General features: G+C 44.2%; 27 protein-coding genes. 5 read left to right on the top strand and 22 right to left on the bottom strand.

Annotated features, from left to right (window positions below; translation table 11 throughout):
• Nucleotides 1–159: 159 nt before the first annotated feature.
• The 4 genes from fumC to MHI14_RS13790 form a co-directional block, all read right to left on the bottom strand.
• Nucleotides 160–1,548 (bottom strand): class II fumarate hydratase, encoded by a 1,389-nt coding sequence (gene fumC, locus MHI14_RS13805; protein WP_341130540.1) that lies wholly within the window; start codon nucleotides 1,546–1,548, stop codon nucleotides 160–162.
• 132 nt (nucleotides 1,549–1,680) lie between these two features.
• Nucleotides 1,681–2,691: an aldose 1-epimerase gene (locus tag MHI14_RS13800; protein WP_074095412.1), complete on the bottom strand. Its 1,011-nt coding sequence runs from the start codon at nucleotides 2,689–2,691 to the stop codon at nucleotides 1,681–1,683.
• Between the two features lie 179 nt (nucleotides 2,692–2,870).
• Entirely contained in the window at nucleotides 2,871–3,680 is an 810-nt protein-coding gene (locus MHI14_RS13795; RefSeq protein WP_091029520.1) for an MBL fold metallo-hydrolase, read from the bottom strand.
• A gap of 180 nt (nucleotides 3,681–3,860) precedes the next feature.
• Nucleotides 3,861–4,133: a hypothetical protein gene (locus MHI14_RS13790; RefSeq protein ID WP_047843332.1), complete on the bottom strand. Its 273-nt coding sequence runs from the start codon at nucleotides 4,131–4,133 to the stop codon at nucleotides 3,861–3,863.
• A gap of 234 nt (nucleotides 4,134–4,367) precedes the next feature.
• Here MHI14_RS13790 and MHI14_RS13785 point away from each other — a divergent pair, with 234 nt between their 5' ends.
• The 4 genes from MHI14_RS13785 to MHI14_RS13770 all read left to right on the top strand — a co-directional run bounded on the left by MHI14_RS13785 (nucleotide 4,368) and on the right by MHI14_RS13770 (nucleotide 8,689).
• Complete coding sequence (locus MHI14_RS13785) at nucleotides 4,368–5,600, top strand: aminopeptidase (RefSeq protein WP_091029517.1); 1,233 nt, start codon at nucleotides 4,368–4,370, stop codon at nucleotides 5,598–5,600.
• Between the two features lie 90 nt (nucleotides 5,601–5,690).
• Complete coding sequence (locus MHI14_RS13780; protein ID WP_341130539.1) at nucleotides 5,691–6,923, top strand: aminopeptidase; 1,233 nt, start codon at nucleotides 5,691–5,693, stop codon at nucleotides 6,921–6,923.
• 247 nt (nucleotides 6,924–7,170) lie between these two features.
• Nucleotides 7,171–7,761, top strand: a complete 591-nt coding sequence (locus MHI14_RS13775; RefSeq protein ID WP_017688141.1) for an RNA polymerase sigma factor — start codon at nucleotides 7,171–7,173, stop codon at nucleotides 7,759–7,761.
• Nucleotides 7,739–8,689 carry a hypothetical protein gene (locus tag MHI14_RS13770; RefSeq protein WP_249912508.1) on the top strand — a complete coding sequence of 317 codons (951 nt, stop codon included), beginning with the start codon at nucleotides 7,739–7,741 and terminating at the stop codon, nucleotides 8,687–8,689. The genes MHI14_RS13775 and MHI14_RS13770 overlap by 23 nt, the downstream gene beginning before the upstream one ends.
• 5 nt (nucleotides 8,690–8,694) lie before the next feature.
• Here MHI14_RS13770 and MHI14_RS13765 read toward each other — a convergent pair whose 3' ends face one another.
• Nucleotides 8,695–9,198 (bottom strand): hypothetical protein, encoded by a 504-nt coding sequence (locus MHI14_RS13765; RefSeq protein ID WP_341130538.1) that lies wholly within the window; start codon nucleotides 9,196–9,198, stop codon nucleotides 8,695–8,697.
• A 240-nt stretch (nucleotides 9,199–9,438) separates the two neighbouring features.
• On the opposite strand from MHI14_RS13765, the gene MHI14_RS13760 reads away from it, so the two are divergent.
• On the top strand, nucleotides 9,439–10,083 hold the full coding sequence (locus tag MHI14_RS13760) for a hypothetical protein (protein ID WP_341130537.1): 645 nt from the start codon (nucleotides 9,439–9,441) through the stop codon (nucleotides 10,081–10,083).
• 70 nt (nucleotides 10,084–10,153) lie between these two features.
• Here the strand turns inward: MHI14_RS13760 and MHI14_RS13755 are convergent, their stop codons facing one another.
• From MHI14_RS13755 to MHI14_RS13675, 17 genes are all read right to left on the bottom strand, one after another.
• Nucleotides 10,154–11,470 (bottom strand): hemolysin family protein, encoded by a 1,317-nt coding sequence (locus MHI14_RS13755; RefSeq protein ID WP_133385149.1) that lies wholly within the window; start codon nucleotides 11,468–11,470, stop codon nucleotides 10,154–10,156.
• Between the two features lie 633 nt (nucleotides 11,471–12,103).
• Nucleotides 12,104–12,628, bottom strand: a complete 525-nt coding sequence (locus tag MHI14_RS13750; RefSeq protein ID WP_341130536.1) for a hypothetical protein — start codon at nucleotides 12,626–12,628, stop codon at nucleotides 12,104–12,106.
• Nucleotides 12,628–13,041, bottom strand: a complete 414-nt coding sequence (locus tag MHI14_RS13745; RefSeq protein WP_091029501.1) for a MerR family transcriptional regulator — start codon at nucleotides 13,039–13,041, stop codon at nucleotides 12,628–12,630. The genes MHI14_RS13750 and MHI14_RS13745 overlap by 1 nt, the downstream gene beginning before the upstream one ends.
• Nucleotides 13,042–13,268: 227 nt before the next feature.
• Entirely contained in the window at nucleotides 13,269–14,852 is a 1,584-nt protein-coding gene (locus tag MHI14_RS13740) for a sigma-70 family RNA polymerase sigma factor (protein WP_341130535.1), read from the bottom strand.
• A 225-nt stretch (nucleotides 14,853–15,077) separates the two neighbouring features.
• On the bottom strand, nucleotides 15,078–15,536 hold the full coding sequence (gene gerQ / locus MHI14_RS13735; RefSeq protein ID WP_036613981.1) for a spore coat protein GerQ: 459 nt from the start codon (nucleotides 15,534–15,536) through the stop codon (nucleotides 15,078–15,080).
• A 75-nt stretch (nucleotides 15,537–15,611) separates the two neighbouring features.
• On the bottom strand, nucleotides 15,612–16,034 hold the full coding sequence (locus MHI14_RS13730; RefSeq protein WP_074095421.1) for a cell wall hydrolase: 423 nt from the start codon (nucleotides 16,032–16,034) through the stop codon (nucleotides 15,612–15,614).
• A gap of 160 nt (nucleotides 16,035–16,194) precedes the next feature.
• Nucleotides 16,195–17,880 (bottom strand): hypothetical protein, encoded by a 1,686-nt coding sequence (locus tag MHI14_RS13725; protein WP_341130534.1) that lies wholly within the window; start codon nucleotides 17,878–17,880, stop codon nucleotides 16,195–16,197.
• Nucleotides 17,881–18,084: 204 nt separating this feature from the next.
• Nucleotides 18,085–18,834 (bottom strand): glucose 1-dehydrogenase, encoded by a 750-nt coding sequence (locus MHI14_RS13720; protein ID WP_249912504.1) that lies wholly within the window; start codon nucleotides 18,832–18,834, stop codon nucleotides 18,085–18,087.
• A gap of 147 nt (nucleotides 18,835–18,981) precedes the next feature.
• Complete coding sequence (locus MHI14_RS13715; protein WP_017688132.1) at nucleotides 18,982–19,374, bottom strand: DUF2500 domain-containing protein; 393 nt, start codon at nucleotides 19,372–19,374, stop codon at nucleotides 18,982–18,984.
• A 352-nt stretch (nucleotides 19,375–19,726) separates the two neighbouring features.
• Nucleotides 19,727–20,857, bottom strand: a complete 1,131-nt coding sequence (locus tag MHI14_RS13710; RefSeq protein WP_091029491.1) for a collagen-like protein — start codon at nucleotides 20,855–20,857, stop codon at nucleotides 19,727–19,729.
• A 318-nt stretch (nucleotides 20,858–21,175) separates the two neighbouring features.
• The gene (locus tag MHI14_RS13705) at nucleotides 21,176–21,769 is read right to left on the bottom strand and encodes a C39 family peptidase (protein WP_341130533.1); all 594 of its coding nucleotides are present in this window, start codon (nucleotides 21,767–21,769) and stop codon (nucleotides 21,176–21,178) included.
• Nucleotides 21,770–21,805: 36 nt separating this feature from the next.
• Nucleotides 21,806–22,354 carry a GNAT family N-acetyltransferase gene (locus tag MHI14_RS13700; protein ID WP_091029485.1) on the bottom strand — a complete coding sequence of 183 codons (549 nt, stop codon included), beginning with the start codon at nucleotides 22,352–22,354 and terminating at the stop codon, nucleotides 21,806–21,808.
• A gap of 43 nt (nucleotides 22,355–22,397) precedes the next feature.
• Nucleotides 22,398–22,892, bottom strand: a complete 495-nt coding sequence (locus tag MHI14_RS13695) for an AAA family ATPase (RefSeq protein ID WP_341130532.1) — start codon at nucleotides 22,890–22,892, stop codon at nucleotides 22,398–22,400.
• A gap of 35 nt (nucleotides 22,893–22,927) precedes the next feature.
• Complete coding sequence (locus MHI14_RS13690) at nucleotides 22,928–23,470, bottom strand: GNAT family N-acetyltransferase (protein WP_133385154.1); 543 nt, start codon at nucleotides 23,468–23,470, stop codon at nucleotides 22,928–22,930.
• Between the two features lie 70 nt (nucleotides 23,471–23,540).
• Nucleotides 23,541–23,963 (bottom strand): NUDIX hydrolase, encoded by a 423-nt coding sequence (locus MHI14_RS13685; protein ID WP_341130531.1) that lies wholly within the window; start codon nucleotides 23,961–23,963, stop codon nucleotides 23,541–23,543.
• Nucleotides 23,964–24,058: 95 nt separating this feature from the next.
• Nucleotides 24,059–25,129 (bottom strand): CHAP domain-containing protein, encoded by a 1,071-nt coding sequence (locus MHI14_RS13680; RefSeq protein ID WP_133385156.1) that lies wholly within the window; start codon nucleotides 25,127–25,129, stop codon nucleotides 24,059–24,061.
• Between the two features lie 132 nt (nucleotides 25,130–25,261).
• Nucleotides 25,262–25,687, bottom strand: coding sequence for an NUDIX hydrolase (locus MHI14_RS13675; RefSeq protein ID WP_341130530.1), 426 nt, complete (start codon nucleotides 25,685–25,687; stop codon nucleotides 25,262–25,264).
• Between the last annotated feature and the right edge of the window lie 56 nt (nucleotides 25,688–25,743).

Here is a 25,743-nt window from a genome sequence, read left to right as displayed (position 1 = left end):
ATATACGAATCCATTCAATTAAATTAAAACGGTGCATATGTAGTTTATATGTATACGTATAGTCTGACAAGCTTTAAGTTCATCGATAAGCATAAGAAAAACGACCTACTTCAGCAGGTCGTCCTCATCATTGATCTATATTTCTCATTTTAGCTGATTTTAGGCCTTTGGAGCGATCATTTTGGCTGGATCGACATATTGATCAAATTGCTCTTCGGTAAGCAGACCCGTTTGTAACGTCGCCTGTTTCAAAGACAAGCCTTCTTTATGTGCAAGCTTCGCAATTTTGGCTGCATTCTCATAACCAATATGCGGATTGAGCGCTGTAACCAGCATAAGCGAGTTGTTCAGATTATGTTCAATCTGATCCAAGTTAGGCTCAATGCCTACGGCACATTTGTCATTAAACGCAATAATGGAGTCCGCCAGGAGCTGCACGGATTGCAAGAAGTTATAGATGATAACCGGTTTGAATACATTCAGTTCAAAATTACCCTGACTTGCCGCGAAACCAATCGCTGCATCATTACCCATGACCTGCGTAACCACCATAGTAATGGCCTCGCTCTGAGTTGGGTTGACTTTACCCGGCATAATAGAGCTGCCTGGCTCATTCTCAGGAATACGGATCTCGCCCAATCCACTACGAGGACCACTGGCCAACCAGCGGACATCATTGGCAATTTTCATCAAATCAGCTGCAAGCGCTTTAACAGCACCGTGCGCATATACAACTTCATCATGACTTGTAAGTGCGTGGAATTTGTTTGGTGCAGATACAAAATCTTTCCCCGAATGTTTGCCAATCTCCTTGGCAGTGAAGTCCCCAAAATCCGGATGCGCATTAATGCCCGTTCCGACAGCTGTACCGCCGATCGCGAGCTCCTTCAGGTACTGTACACTTTCACGGATCATACGCTCACTCTTGCCCAGCATGGCTTCCCAACCACTGATCTCCTGACCAAGCGTAATTGGTGTTGCATCCTGGAGGTGAGTACGTCCAATCTTGATAATATCCTTGAATGCCTCCGACTTGTCTGCAAAAGTGGCTTTTAATACCGCAATGGCCGGCAAGAGTTGATCCTCAACAGCCAGAACACCTGCGACATGCAGAGCCGTTGGGAATGTATCGTTGGAGCTCTGGGACATGTTCACGTCATCATTCGGATGCAGACGCTCTTCCTTGCCCTTTTGCTCCAGCAGTTGGTTCCCCAGATTCGCAATCACTTCGTTCACGTTCATATTGGATTGTGTTCCGCTACCAGTCTGCCACACTACCAGTGGGAAATGGTCATCAATTCGGCCTGCAATAATCTCGTCTGCTGCATAAGCGATGGCATCGGACTTAGCCGCAGATAATTTACCTAATTTATGGTTACTGGCCGCAGCACTTTTTTTCAAAATGGCAAGAGCACGGATCACTTCCATCGGCATATGTTCACTGCCAATCGGGAAATTCTCCTTGCTGCGCTGCGTCTGAGCTCCCCACAGCCTGTCGGCTGGTACTTTCATTTCGCCTAACGTATCTCTCTCAATGCGGTATTCCACTTGCTTGTCCTCCTCCAAAAAGATGGTTTGGGTCTCTACAAAGCTTGTGTATCTCGTCATATTATACATGATTTGCGAGCAGGTTTTCACCTTTTCGACAAAATTGTAAGCGTAGCGCAAAACGAGCGTGAATTATTTTTGTGATGCAATTGGATACAATCGGCTGCTTTGTTCGAATAGTTCACCTGGTTCCAAACCGATCAATCCGATTTCTTCTGCCGGAATGCCTTCAACATTAGGAGCATTAACCAGGTTCATCTGTGGTTCAGGACAGAAGAATTCGCCACCCATGTTATTGTTCCAGATCATCCAGTGTTTGTACGAAGTACCCACATCGTATACCAGTTTGTCTCCAGTACGGTGATCCGTAAGTTCCATATAGTTACGTCCATTCTGCGGCTCCGCAGTGTAATGATTATCCATGGCTGCAAAAAACGGACTAACCCCGTCTTTTTTCAATTGTTCTTCCTCAGGTGTAAGCGGTTGAAATTGTCCTGTTGGCAGAGAACGCTCATTCAATTCACGACGTTGTCCAATCGTAACTTTGGCCGTGTAATCCGAGGCCTGACTGTCCGGTGCAAAAGGTACTGCAATCGCCGTGTGGAATGCAAACAAATTCGGCATATATTCAGTCCCGTTGTTGCGGACGATCAATTGCTGCTGAAGTCCTTGGCTGCTCAAAGAATAACGGAGCGTCACTGTGAACGTAAACGGCAGGTACTGATGGAATGTATGCCCTTCTTTCACGTCCTGGCTAAGCAACACATAGCTCTCCAGCTGATCAGAACCGTATCCCTCGACCTTCCATTCGGCATCATGTAAAAATCCATGCAAATGGTTACCTGTAGCCGGTTCGTTCACAGGCAACTGATAGACTTTACCATTCCACGGGAAACGCCCATCCTCATATCGGTTCGGTGGAGAAAGAATCGGAATTCCATAGACCGCAGGTGCAGCCATAAACTCATCCATCTGATCCTGATTCGGCTCTCTCAAATAACGGAAACCCTTTTCTGTATCACGGAAAGCAACGAGGTTGGCACCCACGCTTGGAATAACTGCCGCTTCAAACTGATTAAAACGAAGCCAAATGGCCGGAATCCCTCCAAATTGTTCTTCAAATGCTGCATTTTGCTGTGTCATCGTTATATGTACCTCCTGCATACTAAGGTTATATTATACGGCTCGACTATATCATGCCCGAGCGCAAAATACCAATCTATGATAGAGAACAAATTCATAATAGAAAGACAAAAAAGACAGGAAAAAGACAGCTGCAATACGTTACGGCTGTCTCTGCTGTCTTTCATATGATGGTTCAATTAATCCACATATTTGCCGTGATCCGGCACAGCGTTCTCTTCAAAGTCCAGATCAAGCCGCTTTAAGGATTCACTCAGCATATCTCCGCTCAAGGCATGCCCATGCCCGGTAATCGCAAGTTTCGGCTCCAGATGCCTTATATGCTGTACAGATTGATGAGCAGCCTGCCAATCGGTTGTAAAATAGGAAGGCGGGCCATGCAACTGTTTGTCCTGAAGCAACACACTCCACAGCGACTCCTGCTTCACTGTAATGATCGCGTCTCCCGCAATTAACAAACGGTCTGCTTCCCGAAACAGCGACACATGTCCAGGCGTATGACCTGGCGTGTGCACCCACTCCCATTCTGATAGACCTGGAACGGAATGATCTTTGGGTAAACTGAATATCCGATCATCCAGATTGATTGCCTCATTAGGATAAGCGAATGACAACCTGGACATTAAACCTCCACCTACAGAAGGGTCCGCTGGGGGGTAATCTTTTAATCCCGTTAAATACGGAATTTCAAGCGGATGAGCATACACTGGCACACCCCAGAATTGTTCCAGCTCAATAACGGTTCCTACATGGTCGAAGTGACCATGCGTCAATATGATCGCAGACGGCGGACCTTGAAATCGTTCTGTTGCAACCTGAACAATATGATTTGTGAACCTCGCCATTCCGGTGTCCACGAGGACCCAGTTCCTGCTTCCTGGCTCTCCGATGAACACGACATTAACGAATAGTGTACGTAGACTGAGAATATCGGGCGCGACTTCTTCAAGTCCCGTCAACCCTTCTGTAATCAGATTGTCAGATGCCATTCACGGTTACCTCCCATTAGGCGGATTGTCTCTCTGGTTCCATTCATCTCGTAGACTTCCCTTTTCTGGATCATCTATTCAACAATTCCAATAAAACAGACGGCATACACCCTGTTTCGGGCATACACCGTCTAGTATAGTCATCGACACAACACAATAGAACAAGAACATCTCGGCCAGTTAAGCCGGAAATGCCTCCAAGGCAGCATCGAGCAATTGATTGTACAGATCGTCATCATTCTCAAGCAACTCGTCCATACGAAGTAACTCTTCTTCATCACCGGATTGCTCCGTGAAATGCAAGCTATAGTCCCAATCTTTTCCATTCTTGCTCATGAAGGTAATCTCATATACTGACTTTTCGCCTTCTGTGCGGTAAACGGTATTTCCTACGTATCCTTTTTCACCTTCACGGCGCATTTCAGCACTTATAATTTCAATATTCACAATCATTCTCTCCTTTAATCTTTCATTTACAGCAGGTCTCCAACATTTCTGGTAAACCTAGTTTGGTAATTATTATTGGTTAATTGTACAATATATAACGTAGCAACGTATACCTTATTCAATGAAGGAACCATTCTGAGTCCTTACATAGTTGTAATGAGGATTATAATACGTGTTTGAACAACATCTATATTAGCCAACAAGCTACGATATTATTATCACATTGGAGGAAAAAATAGCATGAATACTTTTGAAACGAATCTTCAGCAATATGCTGAACTGGCTGTACAAGTCGGTGTCAATGTCCATCCTGGGCAGACACTCGTGGTTAACGCTCCAATCTCGGCAGCACATTTTGTACGACTGATTGTCAAAGCAGCTTACGGTAAAGGTGCCAAATTGGTCAAAGTAAACTGGAGTGATGAAACCGTTACACGTCTTCATTACGATCTTGCACCTGATGAAGCCTTCTCCATTGAACCGAAATGGTTTGCAGCTGAAATGACTGAACTCGTTGAAGAAGGTGCCGCTATTCTGCACGTCATCGCTGAAAATCCGGATCTGCTGAACGGTGTAGCTCAGGAACGGATTGTTACTAGCCAAAAAGTGCGCGGCAAAGCGCTCGAAAAATATCGTTCTTATCAGATGGCTGACAAATTCAGCTGGTCTATCGTGGCCGTTCCTTCTCCAGAATGGGCAGCTAAAGTGTTCCCGGATCTTCCAGAAGCACAACAAGTGGATCGCCTGTGGGACGTCATTTTCAAAACAGTACGGATCGGTGAGCAGGATGCTGTTGCCGAATGGAAAACCCATTTGCAAAACCTTGATTCCCGCGCTGATCTGCTGAACAACAAAAAATACAAGAAGCTTCACTATACAGCTCCAGGCACAGACTTGACCATTGAACTTCCAGAAGGCCATATCTGGGTATCCGGTGGAAGTGTGAATGAGCAAGGACATGTCTTTATTGCCAATATGCCTACCGAAGAAGTATTCACGGCTCCGCTGAAAACGGGTGTTAACGGTACAGTGCACAGCACGAAACCACTGAGCTACGGCGGCAACCTGATTGACGGATTCTCCCTTACATTTGAGAACGGTCGAATCGTAGATTACACCGCTGAGCAGGGACTGGATGCACTCAAAAACCTGATCGAGATGGATGAAGGTGCACACTACCTGGGTGAAGTTGCTCTCGTTCCACATCAGTCACCAATTTCGGATACGAATATTTTGTTCTACAATACACTCTTTGACGAAAATGCCTCCAACCATTTGGCGATTGGTAATGCCTATGCCTTCTGTCTGGAAGGTGGTAAAACGATGTCCAAAGAAGAGCTGATTGAACGTGGCATGAACTCCAGTCTCACTCATGTAGACTTCATGATTGGATCCGGAGAAATGAACATTCACGGCGTGACCTCCGAAGGTGCGGAAGAGCCGATCTTCCTGCAAGGAAACTGGGCATTTTAATACCGTTTGATGTGATTTAGGAGAGGGGAGATTACTCCTCTCTTTTCCTGTGTCAACAGGTCAACAATTCAACAATTGGAGGGAACTCATATGTTAAGTTTTGAACAAAAACTGGATCGTTACGCTGAACTTGCTGTAAAAGTAGGTGCTAACGTACAACCAGGGCAAGTATTTGTTATCAGTGCGATGATTGATACCTCTGAATTCGTACGTTTGCTGGTACGCAAGGGATATGAAGCTGGCGCCAAGCAGGTGATTGTAAAATACGGAGATGAAACCGTCAATCGATTGCGGTTTGAGATGGCCCCAGAGGAATCCTTCCAAGAGCCGCCGAAATGGCATGCAGCGGAGCTTGAAGAACTAGCGTCCAATAATGCAGCCTTTCTAACCGTATTGTCATCCAGTCCAGACCTGATGAAAGGTATTGACCCGGAGCGGATTTCCACCCATCAGCGTACATTTGGTCAGGCGATGGCCAAGTACCGTCAGTATCAACAGGCGGATAAAATGAGTTGGACGGGTGTGGCTTGTCCTTCCCCCGATTGGGCAGCCAAAGTATTCCCGGATCTCCCGGCAGCTGAGCAGGTTAGCCAGCTGTGGGAAGCCATTTTTGCTGCGGTGAGAGCCGATTTGGAGGACCCTGTAGCGGCTTGGGAACAACATATTGAGCGACTGGAGACCAAAGCCGTTGCCCTGAACAACAAGAAGTATCGAGCATTACATTTCCTCTCCCCAGGGACGGATCTTACTGTCGAGCTTCCAGAAGGTCATATCTGGGCGCAGGCAGGTAGCGTGAATGAGCAAGGCACCCCTTTTGTCGCGAATATCCCGACAGAGGAAGTATTCACCGCTCCAGCCAAACATGGCGTTAATGGCAAGGTGTCCAGCACCAAACCTCTCAGCTATGGCGGCAGTATCATTGATCGTTTTTCACTCACATTTGAGAACGGACGTATCATTGATTTTCATGCCGAAGAAGGTCAGGATACGCTGGAAAGACTCATTTCCATGGATGAAGGATCTCATTACCTCGGCGAAGTCGCTTTGGTCCCCTTCCATTCACCGATCTCTGAGAGTGGTATCCTGTATTACACTACATTGTATGATGAGAATGCGTCGTGCCATCTTGCGATCGGCAGTTCCTATGCATTTAATATCGAAGGTGGCAAAACGATGTCTCCTGAAGAGCTTGCAGCCCGTGGCATGAACAGCAGTATCACCCATGTGGACTTCATGATGGGCTCGCCTGAGACGGACATTTACGGTATTACGGCAAACGGCGAACGTGAAGCCATCTTCCTTAAGGGAGACTGGGCTTTCTAACTGATCACGGAGAGTTATCTCCCGTAATGTATTTTCACTAAACAGTAGAAAAGGCTGTCTTGCAACCATGTATTCATGGTTGGTGAGACGGCCTTTTATTAATTTTCAGCAAACTTTCCCGCATGTTATACACACTTCCCTCATCTGGTTTTTCCCGGACCAACCTCCCATTGTATCGTTTCCATATTATGTTGTAAAATGTAATGATACCAATGTTTGTGGATTGTTCACCAGAAAGGAGAACATCATGGCCAATCGGCTCCAGTTATTACTAGCCTCAGATTTCCATAATTTAGGCTCTGCACTTCAGGAAGAAGTGTATTATGAATATTATAATATGGTACATGGTCTTATTGTTTATATCATCAAGGAGCGTGCTGCAGCAGAAGATATTATTCAGGAAGCTTTTATCAAAATCATTAAAAACAAACCTATCTTTGAAGACGAGGTCAAACTGAAAGCCTGGCTCAAGGTCGTCACACGAAACACAGCTATTAATTATCTGAGAAAAAATAAAAATAACCGTAACCAATTGGATACGGATAGTGTTTTTATAGATATGGAGACGATGAATCAGACGGCAGCTTCCGTGGAAAGCATGGTAGAAACGCAGATGATGGAAGAGTCCATTGAATATTATCTCAGACAGCTCAAACCGGAATATCGTGTACTGGTGGAGTTACGGTGGAAAAAAGGTCTCTCCTACCGAGAGATGGCCGAACTGCTGGATACCTCCGAAGACATTGTGAAGCAACGTTTGTTCAGAGCCCGTGGCAGTATCAAGAAGAAATTACATAAGGAATGGGGTGGAAGCATTGAGCAAAGGCAAGTCCGATAAAAACGTGGAGCGATTCGATTCAGAGCTGGAAGACGAATATTTCGACGCTGCGTTTGACCTGGCTTTTGATGAAGCTTTCCATCAGGCCGTCTCTGCCCCTTCCGCCTCCCATACCGAATCCATGCAGCAATCCTGGCAGAAGGTACACAGGGAAATTAACAGAATCGGTTTACGTAAAAAAAGAATACGTACCTTGCGACTTTCAGTTGTCGTAGCCGCGTCCGTGACCATCGGAGCCGTAATCTTCAGCCTGCCGTCCGGTACGCAAGCGGTATCCCCTTTTGTACAATCCATCAAGGATTGGGGCAATGGCATGAAATCCATTATCATTGAGGATCGCACGACCCATCTGGGGGCTGATCCGTCAACAGCCAAAACGCCTCCACCACCGGAAACCAGCTTAGACGACATTCTTAAAGTACAAGAAGAAGAAGCTCTTAATACACCTTCGTATGAGTTATCTAGCCACCTGCTTCGTCCAGTACTTGTTACGGAAGAGATCGCACGCGAAGGGTTCATGGGTGACTTTCTGTTATCCAATGCCATTCCCGAGCGATTCAACAAGGTCAAATTCGAACTCGTGCTTGATACTGAAAACCCTGTGAATCCAGACGATTATTATGAGTCCACACAAATGAGAGTTCAATATACCAGTGAAGGCAAGAGCATAGAGGATGAGATCATCCAGTTTGATTATGTCTATGTCATGCCTGGGGAGAAAATTGAAGGGGCCATGCTTCGTGATATGAGCACCGTAAAGCTGGCGGATGGCTCGGAAGCACTGATGTATATCGGCCCACCCTATAACTCCTTTCAGTGGATGATGGGTTCCAACAATATGAGTCTGTTTGGCACCCTTTCGGAAGAAGAAATGACTGCTATTGCCAACGATTTTCAAGAGCAGAAGTTTCCCGGTAGCACCCGCTGATAAGATCAAAATAACACGGTGCCAGAGACATGTTTGCTTGTATCCGTGGTACTTCCATCATACGCTGTATGAATACTCGTAACGCGATAATAATATCCTGGCATAACGGTCCAATCCGATGTGGCATTCAGTAAGTTTGTATTCGTTGCATTGTTGGAATTGGTTTTGAAAGTTACCCATGCTGTTCCTGTCCAGCGCTCAAGTCGATAATCTACGGAAAGTGTCTTCATTGCTGTATATGTCGTGGTCTTGGTATTGACGATAGCCGATAGTCCACCCCCAGGGATGACTGCTCCGACCGCTTGATAAATATGTCCACGTTCGGAAATGGTAGCAAGTGAATGGATGAATGGTTCCGGCGGTGGCGGGGGTGTAAGAGCACCAGAGGACACATTGATCATTGGGCTTGCAACGGCCGGTTCGGACGTAGGTAAAGCCAGGATTGTTGGCACCATTAACAAGGCAACAAGCATTATTTTTAGTATAGATCCTGCACTCTTCGTTTTCATTTTCCGCATATTGATCCATCCTCCGCTTCCATACTTGATTTTGTGTAAGGGTATAAACGGACGGATCGGGTGACAGGTTTCAAAAAAAATTAGACGCTCCGATGTTTCAGTCGGCAGCGTCTTTTGTCTTGCTTGCATCTCCAGCATGATTGAAACCTAAATTATTCCAGCCCGTATGTATTGGGTAATGGATACACGAAATCATATTAACCAACAAGATTTGCAAATGAGGTGTATAACTTGAGTAAACTTCAATCCAAATCCAAAAGGCATCGTCAAAGCTCCAATCCGAATGAACTACACATCGAAGTTTCCGGCTCGTTCAAACGTTGGCTTGTTATCTTGGTGAGTGCGCTTACCGCAGGGACCTTAATATATTTATTGGCTACAGCCCGTGAAAGCTGGATAAGCATGGGGATAGACCGCTATGTATTGCCCTTTATGATCTGGGGACTTGTACTGTCCCCCATCCTTGCTTTTCTTTTTCTCAAGCAGAGTGGCCGAACCCTTTCCCATGTCAAATTTTTACGTGTTTTCGGGATTGCTTTCTGCCTTCTGCCTCTGGTACTTCTGTTTTATGTGTTACCAGCAACACTCAGTATGATGAATGATCACCTAACCCAATATAAGCAAAATCCGGTGTTATCCACTACTAAGGTGGGGGACTACAATTCTTACGAGGTTACTTTCGTCGATATGTACGACATCATCACCTTTAAGACACCGACAACAACCCAATCCACTCGAAAAAAGCTGAATATCCAGCATGATCTCGCTCCTGGAGAGAATGTTTATGTCACTTATAAGCGAATTTATATCAAAAATAGCTTGGTCACGGAGAACCGTTACGCTGATGTTGTCATTCATGCACCCAAAGAATCATGAGCATGCAAAGAAGCTGTACGATGACCATTACGTCACCATACAGCTTCATTCGTTACAATTTCGATCCGGCTTACGCGCCTTCTTCTTCAACCAACAGTTCCAGCTTAATCACATTTACTCGGGAAATTCGCTTATGCTCTGTCTCTTGAATGACAAATACATAACCCCCATACTCAACCGATTGACCGACCTCAGGTGGAATGGCATCTACTCTGGAGTATAACCAGCCTCCAATGGTATCGTAATCAGCACGGTCCATCTCCAGTCCAAATCGTTCACTGACTTCTTCAATCAGCATCAATCCATCAATGGAGTATTCCATCTCATCCACTTGCTCAATGGCAGGACGTTCTTGGTCGAATTCATCCTGAATCTCGCCTACGATCTCTTCCATGATATCTTCAAGTGTGACAAGCCCGGAGGTTCCGCCGTATTCATCAATCAGAATCGCAATCTGTGTCTTGCTACGCTGCATACGCTTGAGCAGATCACTGATCAGCGTGGTGTCTGGCACAGCCAGGATGGGCCGGATTACGGAGATGGTATCCGTGAGTTGGGATCGCATTAGATCCTTAATGTGAATAAAGCCGATAATATGATCCTTGTCTCCGTTATACACCGGATACCTTGTTCGCATACTTTCGCTGGCAATCTCCAGATTCTCCAGCATGGACTCATTGGCATTCAGACAGATCATCTCCGTCCGCGGAATCATAATTTCACGGGCGGTTGTATCCGTAAAATCAAATATATTATCAACAAGTGCTAATTCAGTGTTATCAATTAAACCGCTCTTATTGCTTTCTTTCATGAGAATACGTAATTCATCTTCACTATGCGCGTCGTCCATCTCCGAAGCTGGTGCCATTCGGAACAGTCTCAACAAGCCGTTAGCCATACCGTTCAGTGCCCATATGAATGGATACATTAACTTGTAGAAGAACGTTAGCAAAGCCGCAGACCACAACGTGATCGTCTCAGACTTTCGAATCGCCATCGTTTTGGGAGCAAGTTCTCCCAGTACAATGTGCAAGATCGTAATAATCACAAATGCAATGGCAATAGAGATTCCATGAACGTAGACTGGTCCCAGTCCAAATGCGGTAAACACGGGCTCTAACAGGTGTGCAATTGCCGGTTCTCCCAGCCACCCGAGTCCCAGTGAAGCCAAAGTTATACCTAGTTGGCAAGCTGACAGATATGCATCCAGATTACGTACGATATTGGAAGCATAGATGGCATTTTTGTTGCCTGTTTCCACCAAAGCCTCAATCCGACTTCCACGAACTTTCACCATCGCAAATTCCGCCGACACAAAGAAACCATTCATTAATACAAGTAAACCAATTAATACTAAATTTAAAATACTCGGTAAGGGGTCACTCAAATTTTCATCCTATTCGCCGTCATTCTTCGGCAAATAGGTCCACCTCCTTCGAAAATGTAGGATATTAGCCATTCTGCCGCTCATATGCAATTTCAACTTCCCAATGCTTCCACCTCCACCTTGTTCTGTCGAATAACAAAGATATGCTTCTTTTATTATATAATTCTACACTACACAGTCAATCCGTGTCCTATGACAACGAAATGGCACAAACGCCTTTTTTCTTTAACAAAAGTCTCGATTACGCTGTTTTCACGGAAATAATTTTTACTAAATACGCCGTTATGCTTCTTATTTTTACACTAGTTGAATCCTCTGCAACGTGTGTATTTGTATTGATAAATGATTAAATTCCAGATCATCAGATAGTTATTCCTTTTCATTTTCTGTAATACGTGTGACTGCTCGAACTATAACATCAGGATAGTTATTCTGAATGATAATTTTGGCTTCAGCTATACTTTCAGCTCTCAATTCTCGAGTGTATATGATTCCATAAGAATCTTGGAATTCTACGGAATATTCGATTGCCTCTCGGTCCATTTTTAATCACCTGCCCATTGTTATTGTGCTTTACAATCACATTATCAATAAGTTTACGCATTCGTAAAATACGTTGAGCGCTCTCTTCCACTAGTAGTTTATTCGATAGTCCTTTTCAAGATAAGCATATTCACTGTCTCTTGTTTGATACGTTCTTGGTCTGATAACTAATAATTCCTTATCTGAGCCAGCCTTGCTAGACGAATTAATTTCGAGTCTCATCACTCGTTCAATGACTTGATGATCGATATGCTCATCATCTACATCTTCCTCGTCTACAAAGCGAACTGTTATGTCCTGTTTTATTCCTTTCCAATTTAGATGACTACTTTGATAACATAATTCCACATTAATCAATGCCTCATCACAATCTATTCTGGACTGTGTATAAAACTCAATAAATACGTCTTTATCTTGTGACACTAATTTTATTTCACCTGTTTCTGTTTCAAAATTCCCATTCAAATTTAATCCTCGATAAAGACCATTTGGGAGGTGAATACGTAATATTGCATTTTCAAATAATTTATTGGTATGGGTGAGCTCAATCCATAAATGATTCATTCCTTCTTCTTTTTCCATCTTTTTTTTAGCCAGCCGTAAATTAAGCATCATTAAATTCCCCCCTTCAAAACCTGTGAAACAGAATCAATTACCTTCTGTTTTAATTCGGCTGAAACTCGAGGACTTAATGTAATTGAAACATCATCTGTTATTGTTAGAGTTTCGTTTTCCAAGACACGGTCTGGACTATATAAACTCATCAATTGGCCGATTTTTTCCACTTCCTCTAAAGAAAGAGAATTTAATTTTTCTTGGATGGATGCTAAGTTCTCACCAGTTCTAGATAAAGTTATAATTGCTCGAAAATAATGAATGTGTTTATCGGTGTATACTCTTTTATTTCCTACCAACTCTAACGGAGGAATCATGCCTATTTGTGTATAGTACCGAACCGTCCTCAGATTCATCTTAGTATCATCTTCTTGAAGAATTTCTGAGATACGCTTTGCAGTGTACTGATTCATAAACTCACTCCTTTAAACTTTAGTTTATACCTATACAGTAAACTGTAATATGTACAGTTTACTGTATAGGTATGCATCTAGTCAAACAACTATTAAAAAAGGAAAAATCATTTTGAGAATCACAACTAATTCTTAACTAACCAAAGAGAGCATCCTCGCTCATGTTTACGCATGGCTGGATACTCTCTTTTTGTAATACTGTTATTTTCTCAGATTCTATCCGCTAATTACGATGTCGACTCAATCTCCACTACGGTTTCCGAAGCGGGGTTCCAGCGCCACTTGGCTTGTTTCCCGCTTGCGTTATGCAATCCACCGATCCAGAATTCATCCTGCTTCAGCAGTGCCCAATCGACTTCTTCATTCAACACCTTAATTCCGAGTTCCGTTAGCGACAGGACACCGTCACGGAATTTTTCATCATGCTGCTTGAAATTAGGGAAAGTGGTTGCACCGCTCATCTGAAGCAGGGCATGAGGTCCTTCTGTCATCCGCTTCAGATGTGCCCAGTATTCAAGATCACCCATCCCGAGAATATGCAACTTGTCCCCTACCTCGCGAAATAATGGATACGGATGCTCCACACCTGCTCTAATGGTCTCTAGTGTTGTCTGCTCAATGAGCCCCAGACCGTTCGATACAGATGGCAGACGGGACAAATGTGCCTTAAAGGCAGCTTTTGCAAAGGGTAGCGCAGAAGTGTCTGCCTGCAAGTAATCCAGATGATGCCGGAAATCAGTCGACGTATAGGCTTCCCAGAACTGTGCACCGGCTTGTAACTCGTTTTTCTCAATCACATGCCAACTGCCTGACAGCCGTTCAATCTGTGTGGAGGTAAGCTGTCCCAGTCCTCTAAAGTGCTCAATCTCTGGATACGAGTCAATACAGAGCAGATTCAGTTTCGTATTCTGGAGTGCTTGTCCTTTGAAATAATGTAACAGATACGATAACATCGTCTGATCATAGAGATCGTATTCGAACCATAAGACAATTTCCTTGTATTGTTGAAACGAATGCAACTTGCGTTCAAGCTCCTCAATCTTCAAGTATTCCGCCTGTGGAATGCCCAACTGCTGCTCTAACACGGATGCCCGATTCTGCCGCTCCTGCGTATCTCCCATCTCTTTGGCTACCGGGCCGAACGTATACAACTCTCTCCATACCAGGATGTCTCCCTGAATTCCACTCTCTCTTAAACGATTGGCAGCGTGATCCCCATTCATAATGTGTAACAATCCTTTTCCCCCTTCATACAAGTCACTGAATACAGAGACCAGATCCCTTACAGGCATAGAACGCTTGAGTTTGGATCGGGCATCGAACAGCCTTTTCTTTAATGCAGGTACCTTGACCCCGAGGAAATCCGATATTTCCTTGAGCGAGTATCCTTCCAAATAAAACAGTTCAACAGCAATCCGCATCGATGATGGCAGTATTGCAATGGAATCACGAAGCGTACGATGCATTTCATTTTGCACCGCTTGTTTTTCCGGATTATGCGCCTGATCCTCTTCATGGAATACATGCTCCAGCTCCTGAACTGGAATCATGGTATGCTGCTTGCGTCTTAGCCAGCGATAACACTGCCTCTCCACGATCACCTTGAACCACCCGGGAAAAGCCTCAGGAGCTTCCAGCTTGGACAGATTGCCAAAGGCTTCAGTAAACGCCTCCTGCACGACATCTTCTGCCCAAAATGTATCCCCCAGTCGGTGGTAGGCAACAGCAAGTGCCATCCCGCGATATTGAGACATCAGTTGTGCGTAAGCTTCGGGTTCGCCCTTCATCGCTCCTTCAATCCATGAATTCAATGCTATGGACTCCCTTCATATAAGCATGCTGCTTGTTCTATTCATGTATAAGTGCCATGTTATCGCCAAAAGGTTACGTATGACTCTAAACCTATAGTAACCTTCGTATATATGTTTATGTAAAAAGCTGTCCTGTCTGCGGATTACCTCCACATTCAGGACAGCGAAGTATATCAGTATGTGTTAGACATGTCAGTTATCAATCAAAATGATGAGGGCCAATGATTATCTGCTTGGAGCTTGCGGGTAATTGCCTACCACTCCTGGATATTGATACAACAACGGCTCATCAAATGTAGCATAGTCAAAGTTGACCATCAACAGCATGATCCGTCTTCCTGTCTTCGGGTCACTGATGATAATATGGTCACGTCCCGCTGCTTCAATAATACCTTGGAATATGCGAGCGTTCCATTCTTTATTTCCTTCATATGTCATGTAGAACGTACCGAATTTACCAAGATTCAGACGTAAAATATTCTCAATGTATGACTGCTCAAACTGTGGAGCCGTTGTTGTAATCACTGCACCCGTTGGTGTCATTGGGCTTCCACTGGATACGAGTGGGGGTACACTTGTCGAGCTTGGTGATACCATCCCTGGCGTTGGTGACATGGCAGGCATTCCGTTACCAATTTTGTAAGACGTACCTTGAACCTGAGAATTGGCTTGTTGACCCAACACAGAATTGGCTTGCTGACCCAGTGTTTGAGTCGTTGGTTGATAAGGCTGATTAATCATAGTGATTCCTCCCAAAATTTAATATACTTCCGGACAGTCATCGCCTGTCGGACTGAAGAAACAATGCGCTTTGAAACGTCCTGTATTTTGCTGGTCATACCATGTTGGTGGGCAGTCGCCCACAGGTCGGAAAAACCACAATGAATTGCTCGCTGGCCAGATGCGCTCTCCATTGATCACCCGTTGTGCGAGACGAATCTCGGACTGTCTTGCCCGTTGGTAAAAGTACCCCTTCTGTGTTGACTCGTAGCCTCCTGGATTCTGGAATACCATACGATTGATATCGCGAATATCCTTGAAGTCCAGACAATCCACCAGCACCCGGTTCACACCTACATTGCCCACAAGCAACATACCCTGTTCGCCGTCACCTTCAGCCTCTGCCCTCATGAGCCTAGCCAGCAGCTTGACGTCCTCTGAGTTGGCTTTAATAACAGCCATAGTCTGTTTCCTCCCTTGTTTCAGCTGTTCATCACCGTACATCGTATTGTGCAGGAGCCCATTCGGTGACACGATTCCATCTTTTTTCCACAAAAAAAAGCCCGGAACCTCACCCAAGGTGAAGTCCCGAAGCAACTCGTTTCTTATAATACTCGCTTGTTTAAGGCTTGGCTTCAATCCAATAATCGTAAGCATGAACAATGTTGCCTTGGTAAGCCTGATGTTCGGCCAGCAGATCCGGAAGCTTGGCAAGCTGAAGTTCCATCTCCGCTGCCCCTTTTTCATAAAAAGAAATATGAGGACCTTCGTGGTTCTGCTTCATTTCTACCGAAATCATTAACCTTTTTCCCAAACGATCCGCGATCTCCATCTCCTGGCTCACAACAGCAGCAATCCCATTGGAACCTTCGGCGTTGTTACGGAAAGCCATCAGCGACACATGATCGAGTGTACGGATCATAAATTCAGCCACAGATGTATCCTTTCCTGGCAACGCGAAGCTATCCAGCCATACAGCAAGGTCTGCGCTTGTTTCGAGATCACTGTCCTTCTTCGTTTCTTCCTGGAAAAATGTAATGTTGGCAGCCCATTCGATCAACAGGGTGTCCCGACTATTCTCCCACTCTGGCAAAGTGTACGGCTCAATATCCAGATGGATGCCTTCAAATCGTTCATCCGGCTCGGATTCAGCATTATAGTTTTTCACATAATCAATCAATCGCTTAATGCGTGGACGATTCTCCTTTTTGCCCCAGATGGGGTGTCCACCCATCGCATGGATCTCAATGCCCTGCGCTTTTGCCCGTTTCACAAAACTGCGGTAACTGGAATAGGGTTGATCCAGGTCCAAACGGACATACAACCAGTTAATATTCTGCTCTCTAGCAAACGCTAGTATGTGCTCTCCCCCGTCATTTGTCACCTGAGAGGCCTCCCAGATATACGTTCCCCGAATCTCTGGTTGATTGGATGGAATCTCCGGTGATGGCAGTTCTGATGGCTCCAGTTGTCCCCAGTATACGATGTCATGTACAGCAGAACCTGCGTAGGAACTATGTTCGCTGAATGCGGAGGCAACTTCTTCAATAACGCTTTCCAGTTGTGCTGCACCTTTACCGGCAAATGTCGTGAACTCCTCGCCAGGCATTGGCTTGGTGTTCAACCCAACCGTAACGCTCACATTGCTAGTATCGGCCCAGTTCATTTCCTGTTCAATTAAACGTATAATACCATTGTTCCCTTGCGCGTTATCACGGTAAGCGAGTAAAGTGACATGCTCCACTCGTTCAATGAACCAACGTGACAATGGTTCGTTATCTGCATCCTCAGAAACTCTATTTCCTGTGACGGTGTAGGAATCCAGCCAAAATGGCAGGTCAATATTCACTGCAACTGCGCCATCCTGTCTCACTTGCTCAAATAACAGATTCATATTGGCTACCCAGGATTGTACCAGTGGCTTAGCATCTTCTTTCCAGGCTGGTAACACATAGGGCTTGATATCCAGATGTATGGCATCAAATTGCTCGTTGGTCTCAGCAGCTTGATTGTAATCACTTACCCACGAGGCTAATCTGAGCATGGGACCTTCACGACCACTGATTGCCCAGGATGGATCGCCTCCCAAAGCTTCAACCGCAATACCCGCACGACTGGCTTTGGCTATGAACGTCTGGTATACCTCCTTGGGCATCGTCATGTCTACATTCACGTACAGTCTGTTTATCTTATGTTTAGCTGCATTGGCCAACAGCTCATCTCCGTTGCTAACAGACAGTGCCTGCCATACCCAGGCCGCCCGTATATCTGCGCCGTCAGCTTCAGCAGGTGACTCATTCCCTATCATTATCATCCCTCCGATCAGCAGTAACAGCCAAAATACCTTCCGGGATTGTTTCCCGAACATATACTCCCTCCATTCCTCTACTGTTGTAAAATCACATTTATTATAGCAACCGAGTTATTAAAAACAAATAAGCCCAAGTGCTTAACTTGGGCTTATTGCTCTTAAGTTGGGATAGCTTAGGGCTCGCCCGGCTCAATCCCGGTTCTAGTCCTCATATATCATTTTTCGGGTCATGCCTCCATCAATAACGAGGTTGGTCCCTGTGACAAAGGTATTGCTTGGATCAGATAAATATAGACAAGCACGGGAGATATCCGAAGGAACACCCACACGACCGGAGGGATGCTGTTCATGATCCTCCTTTTTCAATTTCTGCGCGTCACCTGTCTCAATCCATCCCGGACTGATACAATTGACCCGAATTTGGTCCTTGCCCAGTGAGACCGCCAGCGCATGCGTTAGAGCTACAATCGCTCCTTTGGATGCGGCATAAGCTTCGGTATCCGGCTCAGACATCAGCGCACGGGTAGAAGCCATGTTGATAATGGCACCTCCATGTTCATTGCTTTTCATATGTTTGGCTGCTTCCCGACTCGCCAAAAAGCAACTTCTCACATTGGTATTGAGTACATCGTCCCATTCTTCCAGCGTTAGCTCATAGGGTGACTTCCACTTGGCGAGTCCTGCATTATTCACTAGAACATCGATTTGCTTGAATTCTTCCACGGTTGTACGAAAAAGATTCGTAATATCCTGCTCGCTCCGAACATCACATTGAACAAAGATGGCTTCTCCGCCTTCATTACGAATGGAAGCTGCTGCTGCCGCCCCCTCCGCTTCCTTGTAGTCAGCAAGTACAACTTTGGCCCCAGCGACCGCATAAGCCTCAGCCACACTCCGTCCGATTCCCTGAGCGGCACCAGTTACAACAACAACCTGATCTGTAAATGACATATTCATTGCCTCCTCTATGGTAATGATCCTTTGATCATAATTTCATTATGCCTCTTCTTATATAAATACACGTCAGGGCCATTAAGAAACGCTTGTCCAGTAAATAATCAAAAAAAGCTCACGCCATCTTGGCGCAAGCTGCTCAGTTTAACCACGTAGGCGTTCAGAATATACGCGATTATATCGCTCGAAGCCTACATAACGTGTTCCTTTGAACGAGAGCCGTCCTTCATCCCCCTCAGCGCACAAACCATACTCTTCGCCATTGACTTTGAATTCAAGCCGATCTCCACTTTCTACTTCAAAGGTGACGTAGTATAACGTTCGTGCTGTACTGCCCGGTTCAGATTGCGACTGACTCATCTTCATCCGTCTGCTGGTGATTCGTGAAGGCACGGTCAATAGCGGCTCCGAGTTGTTGCGTCCCCACCTCCATACCTCCTTTCCCATCGACAGAAGGACTATACCTATAATCAGAACAAATACAACCGGAAAGACGGTTCCAAACAAATCAAACATCCAGGATGATTCAATGCCCATGTCTCTCCCTCCGTTCATACAACTTAGGACAGCCGGAGTCTTGACCCGTCTCCTGTAATGTATATGCGGACGAACACGGAACTTGTTAATCCGATTAAATATTTGAGCAATAAAATCAAAGAATGAGTGAATAAATATGTTGCGCTTCATTGAATGACTCTCGTCCGCTACCGAAACATTGCCGATATTATTTCTGGTCATCATATATAACCAAGCTATGTACAACATCAGCTCCAACTGAGATAACAGCCTTGAGTAAAGCACTGCTATCTCAGTTCAAGCAAACCAATGTTACCATTGTGGATGCATATTTAATAAAGCAATGGACAATTAGCCTAGGTTAATAACGTACTCATGCTAATTGTGTGATCACAAGATGTGCGGATACAGGTCTAGTTCCGCCCGCAAGTGGCGTGATTGTTAATGCTGTAGCATTACCAGCCGGGTTCCGCACGGTCAGAATAGAATTAATCACGGTTGTCTGCACCAAAGCCATACCAACAATCTGAGACGTTCCCGTTGCTCGCCCAACTACAGTAGGAGCCAAATCTGCCCCATTGAGAGTTAAGATTAGTTGACCTGCTTCATTGATGCTCACCTGGAATAAAATCTGATACGTACCAATGGCTGCTAGATTGAATGCACTAGGCCCCGTGCGGGCGATAGTTGTTCCACTTGTTGGCCCATCCTGAGGAAAGCTTACATCTGTACCGGGAGCAACCGTTGCTGCATTATCAGGTGGCATCAGTGCGAAAAAGTCAGCGAATCCCAGTACGCTTCCGGCTACTCCTGTTGCACCTGTAGATCCTGTTGCCCCAGCGGGACCCGCTACTCCCGTTGCACCTGTCGGACCTACTGCTCCAGCAGGACCCACGGCTCCTGTTGCACCAGCTGGGCCTGCCGGGCCTACTGCTCCAGCGGGGCCTACAGCTCCTACTGCTCCTGCAGGACCTACAGCTCCTGCTGCACCGGCTGGGCCTGCCGGGCCTACAGCTCCTGCAGCTCCTGTCGCACCCGTCGGCCCAACAGCTCCGGGAAAACCTTGAGGTCCAATCGCTCCGGCAGGTCCGGGATTACCCTGCGGACCTTGTGGTCCTACAGCCCCTGCTTCTCCCGGAATCCCCTGTGCTCCCACGGGGCCAGCAGGTCCCACCGGACCTTGAGCGCCTACCGCTCCAGCAGGACCTGGCTGTCCCTGAGGTCCTTGTGGTCCAGGTGGCCCTCCTGCTGGTCCTTGAGCTCCAGGTGGCCCTTCTACCCCTTGTTTACCTGGAATACCTTGTAAGCCTTGTACGCCTTGTATACCTTGTGGTCCTGTTGGGCCAACAACAGTAGGGTTAGATATGTTCACTTCTGGAGGCGGACATTTTACTTGAACGAATTTTTTAACCACTTTCAGTCGGCGGTCTTTTCTTTTAACTTTACATGGATGTAATGTTGCCTTTTTTCTCTTCATACGTTTCTTCACTTCTGAATAACTCACAGTGTGGACACCTCCCTATAGACATAGTTTAACGTACGTATGCAGATGAATAGATGCGTGGACGAACAACCAATTTAATTAAAAAACTCCGCTGATTATCAGGTAAAACAATAAAATCGGTAGCAACTGCCTATATGTTTAATCTATTTTGTTTATAACCATCGATTAAAGTGAACTGGTTTACGTGAGGAGATTGGTTCACCAAAAAACTCATGCCATTTGGGCATGAGTTTCATGATTTAACCACACAGACGTTCCGAATAATACCGATTAGTTCGTTCAAAGCCAATATATCCTGTCCCTTGAAAGAGGGCCGTCTTACATCTGCGTCGGGTGTACAACGATATATGAGTTTTGACAAAAGGGCAACCATGACCTCCATAACGTGTTGAGTTCACTTATGCTGATTTTTCGATTGTAATATTCTTCATCACAATTGATCTTGTGTTCTAACGATTCTGCCAAGTAAAAATGCGTTTCATCATAACCAACGACGGGAACAAAATGCAAATAACGTTGTTTGGGATGTACTCTAATAAATAATATAACAGGCACCCCTTGGCTGATCTGTTTCTTCAACGTATTCACATTTCCACGTAAGTACATTGCCTGATATCCTAGCTTCCTGAAAAAAACAACGACCGCTTTGGGATATACTGTCCCATCCAGTAATTTGCGAGGATAGGTTTCACAAATCTTTGTTCCGTTGGACTCCAAACCGAAATGTCTCAAGACAAAAGCACTGGAAAATGCAGCGCATTCGTAGTTTTTCTGAATATCCAACCGATTTGAAGATTGAATGTAATATGTACTTGGCACATTGACTGTGTACATGTGATCTTTCTTAGGAAAACTGAAATAAAGGGAGATCACCCAGAGGATAATCAACCAAAGTAATACATTGAGAAACAATACGTGACCTCCTTCGTCTCATCAAGATGATATACTCTACCTTTTAAGTAGCCATTCACTAGACAACAAACTATACGTCACTATATTCTCGTAATGATCGTAAACCCATTGAGCTTCTCTGGATGTGCCCTCATTTGAAAATCCGATTTTCTCAGGTATAGCCCTGCTTTTAAAGTTGTTTTCTGCACATTGAATAATGACACGATTTAACTTCAACTCGTTAAAGAGATATTTAAGCAATTGTTCTATTGATTTGGTAATGATTCCTTTGCTCTGTGCTGACTCAGCTAAAAAATATCCAATGCTCGTTGCTCTATTGTTCCAATCAATATAATGCAATCCTAACATCCCAACCAATTGTTCATTGAACCATATTCCGGAATCAAAACCGTTCCTCTCTTCATAATTATGTGTCCATACATCTATTACAGAATCTAAATCGCTGGGCGATTGTCGTTTATCAACCCAGAGTAACCACGCTCTCAAGTACTTTCTATTCTCATCAATTAACGCATACAACTCATCTCTATCTCGAGATTGGATCAGCTTTAATACAATAGATTCATTCACTTGAAAAGGCAGCATCATGTTCCTCCACTCAATCTAACTATCAGGTTATTTTAGGTGTTCATTCCTCGCACCAGTTCTTTAAAACCCATTCTTTAACTTGTTCAGCTACTCCCACTGCTGTAAGTTCTGTCGTATCAATTGTTTGCATTGGCGGGTCAAACGCAGTTTCCGAATTCTGGAGTAACCAATTTGCAAAATTCTTGTGATCTTCTATCAGGTTCTCGTCCCACCCACGAACTCTTAAACGCGTCTCGCGAGTAACATTGTCACAATGCAAATTCATATATAGAATTCGATCAAATCGATCTATGTAATCGGACGATGCAATGTTTTCCGGCACCATCGTTCCACATAAAACAGTCCCTCGTCCACTTAGCGATATGTTATACGCAATCCTCAACCAATTCTCTTTGGCAATCTGCCAATCCACGTTATCGATGATATCCATATCAAAGACGTCAAATTCGGGAAGTTGCTTGCGAACATGTGAAGAGATCGTTGTTTTTCCTGTTCCACTTGCGCCTGTCACTACAAAAAGCGGTAATTTTCTCATAACTAGCTCCTTAAGTTAAAATAAAATTTGATTTATTACGTTCTCCATTGATCTGCTTTCAAACCATAAATAATCCTGTTTAAATATGCACCGTTAATATATTCGTAATCTCTTAATTCACCTTCACGTTGAAAGCCTAATTTTTCAGGAATTGCGCGGCTTTTGAAGTTGTCTGTTGCTATGCCAATTTCAACTTTATTTAATTTAAGTTCATTAAATGCGTAATCAATTAGAACTTTAATCGATTTTGTAATAAGTCCTCTACCCTCATATTCCTGACCTAGCCAATATCCTATTTCGGTCTTCTTGTTTTCTTGATCAATGTATAAGTATCCAATAGAGCCAGCAAGCTCGTCTCCACACCAGATTCCTAACCAATAACCATCATCTTGAGCATATCGTATACGAGTTCTCTTGATGAAAGTGCTTGAATCCTCTTCTGTTAATGTCATATTGGGGAACTTTAACCACGCTCCTATATGATCCCTGTTTCGATCAATCAAATTATATAATTGGGGTGCATCTTTCATCGCCAATAGCGATATATGGGTAGCGGCATCCATTTGATATTTAAACATAGTCCACTCTCCGATTCATTTCATTAAATAATCGTTTTCTTGCTTTAATCACAACACTACATCCAGAACATCACTTGTTACCTTCGTTGAAATATGTAATCTCATTTCCATTAAGTAAGCTTTTAAAGCCGTTCTTGTAGTAAGGCATAAGTACATCTGCCTGTGTTATATCCAACCATGCAATCTCAGAGATTTCATCTGGTCTTGATATCTCCTCATTCCCTCCGACGATTTCCGCTCTGAATGTGATAAAAATGGCATGTTCTTTAATTTCTTCAAATTTACACTCGTTTATTGCTACAATACCGTGGACGCCAACATCAAGTCCTGTTTCTTCTTTGGCTTCCCTGATTGCTGCTTGTTCCCATGATTCATCGGCTTCAACAGCTCCGCCAGGCAGCGACCAGCTTGAACGCCCTACATTTCTTACGGCAAGCACTTTAGATTTGGATGGATTGGTTAGTAGTGAGTAAACTACATCGACTCGTTTCATAGATTGAACTTCCTTTCCGGAATTGACCTTCCTATGTTTTTGATATAAAGTTCATAACCTCAAGATACATAAACTGGCACACCCATGTATATCACCTAAACTGGTCTATACTCTCCTTGAAAATTAAATTGATAGCTGTCATCTACACGGATATATCCGAGAATACAATGTCCTCTTTCTCTGTATAAAATGCTAGAGTAGTTTTTATTGTCTGTGTTCCCTTCTGCAACCAATAATTGATCACCGTCACAGGCCAAAACAATTCCAATGTGATCGTGAGAATTATCGGTTAAGAGCTTCTCATAAATGACTATATCACCACGCTCTGGTTCAAACCCTTCTTGCATATCCCTATAAAAGAATACTGTTTCAGCAAGCTGAGCCCAGTCTAACCAAGCACCTACCCCAGCTAATCGATACATTCGATTAGGATATCGAATAGGGAGTTTTATTCCAACTTTCATACAACAATGATATACAAATGCGGCACACCAGTTGGCTTCAAGTACTTTATAGATATCAGAATCCGGCCAATACCTGCAAATTTCCTGATATCGTTTATCCCCTGGAGTACCAATAATATTTTGCCTTGCCAGCGTTTCTGCTAAATCAGCTAACTTGGAACGCCGATCTTCAATATTTATGTTAACAGTTTGCACATTAACATTAACGTCTGCTTTTATTTTCTCCTTCGATATCCCCAATTCAGTAAATACATTCTCTAATCTACTTATCTCTATCTTTGATAGGCTTCTACCTGGATTCTGGAAGTACATCTGAAACAGTATGGCATCTTTAATAATCTCTTCATATGGGCCATGAACTAGATGTGTATCTTCCTGATAAAAGATTGATTTAAGTATGATAGACAGTTCCTCTGTCGTAAAAATTTCAGCACTGCGTAATATCGGTCTAACAGCATCCGCACTATTAGGACCAGGAAAGTTTTCAATTCCTGTTTTGTAGAAATAAAAACCGTGGAGTAACCCTGCAATCGCAGTAATTTCCGAATCCTTTACTCTTTTCATAGCAAGCTTGGAAGCAAAGTTAGAAACCCCATAAAGATGGACCAACATACATTCCTTGTTAACACTTTCCTCAAGAAGCATTTCATGAACGAGATTACGAACAGTGTCCAGCCGTTTAAATTTCTTTCCCGAATTCAAACTTTAGCCTCCTTACCTTTCCTGAATAGGCCATATTCGGCTTTATTCCTAGACCCATGTCTATGATGAATCTGCGATCAAAAGTAATAATAGAGGATACGCTGTAATATGTGCTACGCTTCTGGGAAAGTTTTAAATATTATTCTTATCACTGAATTCAATGCAAAAAGGTTGCATCTCAGGGTTTAAGCAATACTCTATTCTTTCTCTGAAGTTTTTCCATTCGACTTTTAAAATGGCTTCTTCGATCGGAAAGAAACCAGACTCTAAGCTCTCCGTTGATGTGATTAATTCTCCTCCTATTGGTCTGGCTAGAAATAATGTGTTACATATTGAATTCTCGATATTTTGAAATATTCCACAGAATTTGATGATTTTGATGTCGATTCCGGACTCCTCTTTTGTTTCTCTGATCGCAGCTTGACTTAGAGATTCTCCTTCTTCCACTTGACCACCTGGCATTTCCCATCCTCTTCGGGGTCCTCTAATAAGTAATAATTCATTTTTGTCGTTTATCACGATTGCAGCGGCAGATAAGATATGTTTTGGAGGGCTCATTTGTTTTACTCCTTCTAAAGAGATTGGATATGCATTTGAAGAACAATTTATAGCCA

The organism is Paenibacillus sp. FSL K6-2393 (assembly GCF_038002545.1).
Lineage (GTDB): Bacteria > Bacillota > Bacilli > Paenibacillales > Paenibacillaceae > Paenibacillus.
This window is presented reverse-complemented; position numbering and strand designations above follow the sequence as displayed.